At 50.1% G+C, this 7,357-nt stretch carries 6 protein-coding genes and 1 pseudogene; 5 read left to right on the plus strand and 2 right to left on the minus strand.

Features of this window, described 5'->3' with window-relative positions:
* The first annotated feature begins 1 nt into the window (after position 1).
* The gene (locus tag C451_RS21340) at positions 2-193 is read left to right on the plus strand and encodes a transposase (RefSeq protein ID WP_007743539.1); all 192 of its coding nucleotides are present in this window, start codon (positions 2-4) and stop codon (positions 191-193) included.
* Positions 194-509: 316 nt separating this feature from the next.
* Here C451_RS21340 and C451_RS23940 read toward each other — a convergent pair.
* A pseudogene (locus C451_RS23940) lies at positions 510-632 on the minus strand (IS630 family transposase); the annotation flags it as partial.
* Between the two features lie 118 nt (positions 633-750).
* Between C451_RS23940 and C451_RS19865 the strand changes: the two are divergent.
* The 3 genes from C451_RS19865 to C451_RS19875 all read left to right on the plus strand — a co-directional run bounded on the left by C451_RS19865 (position 751) and on the right by C451_RS19875 (position 4,754).
* Positions 751-2,403 (plus strand): restriction endonuclease, encoded by a 1,653-nt coding sequence (locus C451_RS19865; RefSeq protein WP_007743543.1) that lies wholly within the window; start codon positions 751-753, stop codon positions 2,401-2,403.
* A 1,704-nt stretch (positions 2,404-4,107) separates the two neighbouring features.
* A complete protein-coding gene (locus C451_RS19870) occupies positions 4,108-4,407 on the plus strand; it encodes a DUF433 domain-containing protein (protein ID WP_004050990.1) in 300 nt (99 codons plus the stop codon).
* Positions 4,404-4,754, plus strand: coding sequence for a DUF5615 family PIN-like protein (locus C451_RS19875; protein ID WP_007743544.1), 351 nt, complete (start codon positions 4,404-4,406; stop codon positions 4,752-4,754). Before C451_RS19870 ends, C451_RS19875 begins: the two co-directional genes overlap by 4 nt.
* Positions 4,755-4,984: 230 nt before the next feature.
* Here C451_RS19875 and C451_RS22310 read toward each other — a convergent pair whose 3' ends face one another.
* Complete coding sequence (locus C451_RS22310; RefSeq protein WP_152420535.1) at positions 4,985-5,665, minus strand: hypothetical protein; 681 nt, start codon at positions 5,663-5,665, stop codon at positions 4,985-4,987.
* A gap of 456 nt (positions 5,666-6,121) precedes the next feature.
* On the opposite strand from C451_RS22310, the gene C451_RS19880 reads away from it, so the two are divergent.
* A complete protein-coding gene (locus C451_RS19880; protein ID WP_007743550.1) occupies positions 6,122-6,367 on the plus strand; it encodes a DUF7692 domain-containing protein in 246 nt (81 codons plus the stop codon).
* Positions 6,368-7,357 lie beyond the last annotated feature (990 nt).

Here is a 7,357-nt window from a genome sequence, read left to right on the forward strand (position 1 = left end):
CCTGCGCGCAGGTGTCGAGCGCGTATTCTCGCGTCTGAAGTCCTTTACCGGCCTTGATCGCGTCCGCGCACGCAAGAAGAACAACGTTGAGACTCACGTCGTTCTCTCGGCGGTAGCCCTAGTTGCAGCCTCCTTGACCGCAAAACGGCAAGACAAACCTGGGCTGATACGCTCACCGAGCCGGCTCATCTGAGGCTTACCCACCTGTCCGAAAAACAGGTGTCGCCGCCTGAGAGGCATCGCTCTCAGGCGGCTGTATTTTGTGAAAATAACCCGACTAATCGGAGTGATATATCGGTCAGTTCAGCCATTTCTGTCAAGAATTATTCCATCATATGACTGACTCCATCAATGAAGTCCGGATTCAGGCCCAACCGTTCTGTCCAGCGATTTGATTTTGAACGTGCAACAGGGTANCCATCATATGACTGACTCCATCAATGAAGTCCGGATTCAGGCCCAACCGTTCTGTCCAGCGATTTGATTTTGAACGTGCAACAGGGTATCTGGGTGAGGTCGTCGTCTTCAAGGTAGTTAATCGCCGCCATGAGCCGCTGTGCGGGCTTCTTTCCTGTGACCTCCGCCAAGCCCTGACGGAGGTCGTCGGTAGCGACGTTCTCAAGAGCAGCCATACCGAATCGACGTGCTCAATCTTGGAAAAAACAGCCGTCAGTATCACTTTCTACCGTATACCAACACATGGAATGATTAGTTCAGATTCAAGTACTAGCCCGATGAATTATTGATCCAATGGGAATCTTCGGAACTGGAGAAGACTCGTACGATCCAGCGATCAACGATATGGTTGACAATGCCATTGGCGACTCGGTTTCCGGCAAGGCGTTGACTTCAACAACGGTGGGATTTGCTCGCACAGGTTTCCTCATGGATCATACGATTGCGAGCTTACTGGACAACGGAGAAACCCCTCATGCAATTTTCCCCAATTTACAGAAGGGAATTTCATTAAATGGAAATAATTTCACATCAAACGGAAACTACCGGCATCTGTTAGTTGTTACAGATGCGAGACTTCTCTTCCTCATTGGTGACAAAAATGGTGACCGCGGCAACGCGTTACGGTATTCCGATATTGATGATGTCCAGTGTTCGACAGGCATGCTGAAACACCTACTTAAAATTCGATTTTTCGGTGGAACGATCGAATTCCATATCACAAATACAATCCAGAATGAGGAAGTTTTGGAAGTCAGGGACTACATTGCTACGCAACGCGACAGTATCTCTGAAGGGACAAGTAACACGTTTGAACTGGATTCACTGAGGCCGATTTGGCTCGATTCCGCAGTGGGTATCGCTAATACCACTGGGCAATCTACAGAATTGCCAGAAACACAAGCAGCGACCCCAACAGAGTCGCATTCCAGTGTAAATCTCATTGAGCGACTACGCCAGATGGACAGTTACGAGTTCGAGAAGTTGGTCGCTGATCTGTGGGAGCGACAGGGATGGGAAGCGACCGTATCGGATGCTACTCGAGATGGTGGTATAGATATCGTCGCAATCAAGTATGTACCATTTGAACAAAAACAACTCATCCAAGCGAAGCGTCACGGTGAGAAAAACTATGTTGGTGCGCCGGATGTACAGCAGTATTCAAGCCTTCATCAGCAAGAGAACAACGTAGATACTGTTGTCATCGTTACTACTGGTCGATTTTCTAAACAAGCTGTAGCTACCGCAGAGCAACTAAACGTTAAACTCATTGACGGTGAGAAACTTATTGGATTAATCAATCAGCTCGATGCACGTAATCTAGCTGAAAAATATACATCTGCGAAAAACGGAGGTACCTCTGACGGGCTCCCACCGAACTCAAAAAATTCTCGGCGCGATCAATTGGCTGGTGAATTCTCCTCTCCGCAGCAAGCGTCTCAGAACACAGATCACCTCTCCGATATCTACGTGTCTAAGCTTGTGGATAATGCAACGGGACGATTAGTGACACGAAATCGCCTCACAAAGCGAAAACCAGGGATGAGTCATCCCCAAACACTTGGCGAGGCCCCAATCCACTATCTGATTAAGAGTGAGCAACCACACTTTATGTTCCGAGTTGACTCGCTCACAACACCACAAAAAAGTCTGGACCCCGATAACGGCGGCTATCTCGTCGCAACGGACCGTCGAGTCGTTCTCTTGGTCGGGCACGCTGGTGAGGACGTCATTAGGGCAATCCCATACAATACAATCACTTCAGTTCGTATGAACAATGGGTTCGCAAAACGAAAATTCTATATTCAAACTGATCAGGGTGAGTTTATTGTTGAGGGGCAGCATACATCTTACAACGAGTCGGGGGCTGAGTCGGAGGATGACATTGACGCCGAGTTTGAGAATATGACGCAGTTCATCAAGGAGATGGTATACAAAACAATGTGAATACGGGGCTACACCGGTTTTGCGTTCCAGAAAGATTGTGTTGATACCGTTTTGGATAGTAAGTGATATCGGGTTATCAAGAGCAACAACCGGCTCTGCTATTCTCGGGGCGTAGAATTCACTTTATCAGCCTGAACTTCGGCAACGGTACTACTATCAGGAACTTCTGTACGGAAGAAATGCACCCAGAGAAGTTCGTCAATGAGTGATTGCTCCTCGGTGTTGATATCATTCGCTTCTCAGCACATCCCCTCCCTGTCAGAAGGCACATGCTTGCTGACAGGCTGTCAGTAGCCCCACCTCATTCAATACGGAATCCCCCTGTCAGCAAGAGCGGTCGTTTCCCGACTGATTTTCACTCCGAACGAGGGGGTGTCGTCGCGCCGATCACGCCGGAACGCCACCGTCAGAAGTCAAGTGGCTGCTTGTAGGCCAGAGATAGATATATGTCACTGGCACAATAATCAATAGCATGGTTTCAAAGCCTACCCAACAGACGCTAGGCACTGCTTGGACGATGGTCGTCGTCGGAATTTCGACGCTTCTGATAATACTCGCCTCCAGCAGCGACGGAGCCGTCTGGGGTATGCTTGGAGTGGTCGTTGGAACCGGCTGCGCGCTGCTCGGGCTATATGCTGGACAAAATGGGAATGGCGATCCGGCCCGTGCGTGTCAGAGTTAGAGGACGATTGCGACAGCTACATTTCGATACCGGGGTGCTGCCGCGCCGATCACGCCACCGGGACCCTGTAAACAGGGGAGTGACTATTGACAGGGTAAACCCTGAACAACCAAGCATATACACTATAATCAGGCAGAAACACGCCTTAGTATGCCATACCATCGAAACTACTGTGCGGAATGTGGTTGGTCTGCTAGCACAGAGACCTACAGTAGGAAGGAAGTCGTCTCTCGTGCCATCGAACATTTTACCGAAACGCGTCACACTATCGAGGGCGAACACACTGCGGAACTGGACCAGATTCCACTGAATGATGCCCGCTGAGGTGCGAGCAAGACAATTAGCACCGCAACCACAGACTGCACCGTGGTGCCTCACGGCCCCTGTCGGGGCCGGAGGTCAGGCAGGGTAAGTATGAGACGCGAACTGGATCAGAGCGTTAACCGTGGAAATGATGCTACTCGGTAGCATGGTCAAAAACGAGGGTTTCTGGGCAGACTGGTCAGAAGGTGGGTCGCTTTAACTCGGTAGCGGGGGTGACGAGAGGGGGCTCGATCTGACCAGCGGAAACAGTGGGGGTGTTGGGTGCAGCCAACGGAACACCTCCGGAGTGTTCTCACCAACACCAGCTTCGAGAAAAGGATGGTGAGGAGGGGGCAATCTTTACAGAGTCTGGCGTAGTGGTGGCCAGTATGACACGGGGCCTGATTCAGGTGGATGATGACCCGGAGTCGGAAACCGACGTGTTGGGAACACTCCCACAATTGGGGAATCGATATGAGCCAGAGTGACTCGACAACATTGCCGTCACGGTGTCTGAACTGTGGATTTGAAGCGGCCCCTGGGAGCGATGAATGGGGACAGGTTGAGGCTCCGCCGCTCGGAATGATGGTACAATGTCCAGAGTGCGGGAGTACGAATGTATTGAGCCGCCAATAACTGACTTAAAGTGACTGCTGTGGGACTCACAACCGCTCACATTCACGAAGACTCTTTGAGCGTTGCCGCCTAGAGAATGGCATATGAGCGAAATCATCTCGACTCCGGACACACTTGGTGGGGCACCCCGGATTGAAGGGCGACGTATCGGTGTTCACCACATCGCAAAGCAGGTGCTTGACGCAGAGGTTGATCCGGCTCAGGTTGCTGCAGACTACGATCTAGAGCTTGCTGATATCTATCGAGCGCTCACGTACTACTACGATCACTCCGACGAAATGCGAGCAGTTCGGAAACAGCGCCAGAGTATTCCAGAAGGGATGCACGTCGTGGAGGGTCCCGACGACCTGGAGCGTCGTGATGGTGTGGAGAAAGAGGCGTGAAATTCATCGCGGATGAGCATATCCCTCCAGCGTTCGTGAAAGCACTCCGTGGCGAGGGATATGATGTCGTCGAGATCAACGAAACCGTCGGACTTGGAACAGCCGATGATTCCATTCTGGAGTATGCGGTAGAACAGCGTCGGGTGGTCATCAGCGAGGACACGGATTTCCGTGGTGCAGATTCGACACTCGATCTAGAAAATCATCCAGGAATCCTCGCGTGTGATACAGCAGCGGCTCCGGGAGCAGTAGTAACCGCCGTCCGGCGTATAGACGAATCAACTGACGATCTCACGAACACTATTCTGTTCGTTCCCGGCGGGTGGATTAGGTCTGGTTACGACTGACGAGCTGTTTCTCTTACAACGTGGTGAGCTCACGCGCCGCTCAGAGTGGTGTGGAGATGAGAAGCACTCTTGCTTTCCCTACCTGCGAAAACCGCACAGCGCGCTGTGCGCGCGAGCAGGACCTTGGAGGGGCAGTCGTGGAGGGAGGGTACGCGGTCGGGCTTTGGCCGGCCCTCCGGGGCGGGATTCTTCAGCGGTGCGGTTGCGAGTTATCAGTGGGTTAGTCGGAATTAATCCGTTGTCAACGACTCATTTCGTTCTATTCGTACGGCTCGTTGGGAGAGAGTCCATTTGAGAGCGAAGTTCCGCCACCCCATTTCATCATAATCCCTATCTCTAGAGACATCATCACTTTGTTTGATTGCTTTGACCACATCATCGTAACTGAGCATCCGTTCAAACGAATCACTCGGTTCAGTCAACTCATCTTCCACCGAAGAAGCGTCGTCATTGAGAGCATTTGCTGCAACGCTACGGAGTGTTTTTACTGGTTCTGAGGAATCATTCACACCACCATCGGGGGTCGGTAGTGTCTGTGTCTCCTCTTGGGCGTGCATATCGTCGAGGAACCGAGATACTTCTTCATCTAGGTAGGGTACATATTCCTCCTTGCTAGGACTGAAGAAGACTTCATCTGTGCGATGGTGTCTGATGCATCCACCCGCTCCCGGAGGGGGTACTTCGACTAAGACGTCTATCTCCTCCAGATTACCGAGAACTCCACGAATTTCATGATCAAGACGATGCTCGACCCTCTCCCGGACGAAGCTGGTTCGGACTTCACCATTATCGTCATTCACCGTGCAGTTGTGGTTAAGAAACCAATACCCCGTAGTGATCTGATCCGCGCAGCTTGGCATTTCTCCGTTCTCATCACAAATCCACTCTTCAAGAGTAGTATAAGCCGTCATTACCACTCTCTACGTGCTCGTACTAGGTGTTTTGATGAACTCATATTTCGGTCTCATGTTCCCGACTTGTTTTCAACGGGGAACGATTATGTCATGGTCGTCCATATTTATAAACATTCGGGACGGTAAACAGTCTAAATCTGGTCTAGGACACCCTAAATGCCGAAATTCGACTCAGAACAGGCCTGTGTATTAGAATTTTTACTATTTTTCACTCATAGAATACAATGTTCGTACGACTACACGGGGTCGCGCGTCGAGAAGAGCACCCTCCTGATTCTGCACATCAAACCCTGCCATCGAGCGCGAGCGATGTGCAAAATGAGCACTGAACCCGCTGATTTCGTCTCCGTAAGAGGAATCAGTCGGGTGAACGCAGGACAAATGGTGGATAGCAGCCGATTCAATCATCCGAGAAAAACGCCTTTTACAACCCGATGTGCAAAATTCGGCGGCATGAGAATCGAAACTAGCGGGAAGTACGCATGGCGCACCGACCTCTATGACGACGTCGGCGAGTTGCTCAGCGAAAATACGCGTTCGGGCGCGGTCGATGGTGCGTGTGAATTCACCAGAGAGATGCTGCCGGCGCTGGAGCGCGCCGTCGAACATCCGGACATGACCGAGGAACTCGCGGAGGTGCTCTCGACGAACGTGGTCAACGTCGAGTATCGAGTCGAAACTGGCGTGAGCGTCGAGTAAGTTGCTACCTCTCGGTTGAACCATCCGGCTACAAGAAGGATCTGAGCCAGTTACAGCCTGTAATCAGAGGGGTAACTACTGATAGTCCTTCCTAAACTACTTTTGACTCCGAGCGTTACCGTCGAGCATCATGCTATCACCGGGATCGAGATTGAAGGCTAACGTCCATGCATACATTGTCAACTCTATGGTGAAGAATAGTTAATAATTAGAACGCAGAGTGAGTACGAATACATATAATCATCTACTCTGGCCAATGATCAAACTAGACAGATAGACAAATGGTGTTGTTTGAAATCCTATTGGATTGGAAAAAACATCCAAATAAACATCGAAAACTGATCTCGGTTACATTCGGAACCTTCTCTGCTATCTTATTTTTTATTAGCTTAAGCATGGTTTTTTTTATATACGAATCATACAACTATATATTAGAGCAAATATTAGTAACATCAATTATTCTTGGGATGGTTATTGGTACTATAAGTTATATGACTCTAATTGTTTTGAGATAAAATCGAATCCAACTAATCCTTGGAACATCCATATATTAAGTTACTAAGAAGTACATCGGGTACATCGCTGACAAATCAGAGGAGCAGTTGCACAGAACGTCACAGCACAGGCGGCACAGGCGGCAACGCCGGCAAGCGTTACGACGCTCAAGCATGCAGCTCCACATGTGACACCACAACCACCACCCATAGCAGCCACACATGTGGCACAGGCAGATGCACAACTTTGTGCAAAGACAGGGCGTTCGACAGTAGCATCTTCAAAAGCTTCTATAGAAATCTCTTGGTGAGTAATGTTTGAAATCTTCGGATCGACTATGTAGGTACTACTATCCTTAGTTGTGGATGTGACCCGAAATACACCATCCTCTGAATTCACCGACGCGTCACTCGTTATCGCTTAAGGATTCGTCCGGATCAGCAGGCGCTACTGTCTCCCGCGTCAGCCGGAACTCATGGATCGATGGCTCCATAT

Origin of the sequence: Halococcus thailandensis JCM 13552 (assembly GCF_000336715.1) — an archaeon.
GTDB lineage: Archaea > Halobacteriota > Halobacteria > Halobacteriales > Halococcaceae > Halococcus > Halococcus thailandensis.

What these genes read in the sequence shown, in the direction of transcription:
- C451_RS19865 (WP_007743543.1), top strand. Translation starts at nt 751, where the DNA reads ATGGGAATCTTCGGAACTGGAGAAGACTCGTACGATCCAGCGATCAAC.
- C451_RS19870 (WP_004050990.1), top strand. Translation starts at nt 4,108, where the DNA reads ATGAGCGAAATCATCTCGACTCCGGACACACTTGGTGGGGCACCCCGG.
- C451_RS22310 (WP_152420535.1), bottom strand. Translation starts at nt 5,665, where the DNA reads ATGACGGCTTATACTACTCTTGAAGAGTGGATTTGTGATGAGAACGGA.
- C451_RS19880 (WP_007743550.1), top strand. Translation starts at nt 6,122, where the DNA reads ATGAGAATCGAAACTAGCGGGAAGTACGCATGGCGCACCGACCTCTAT.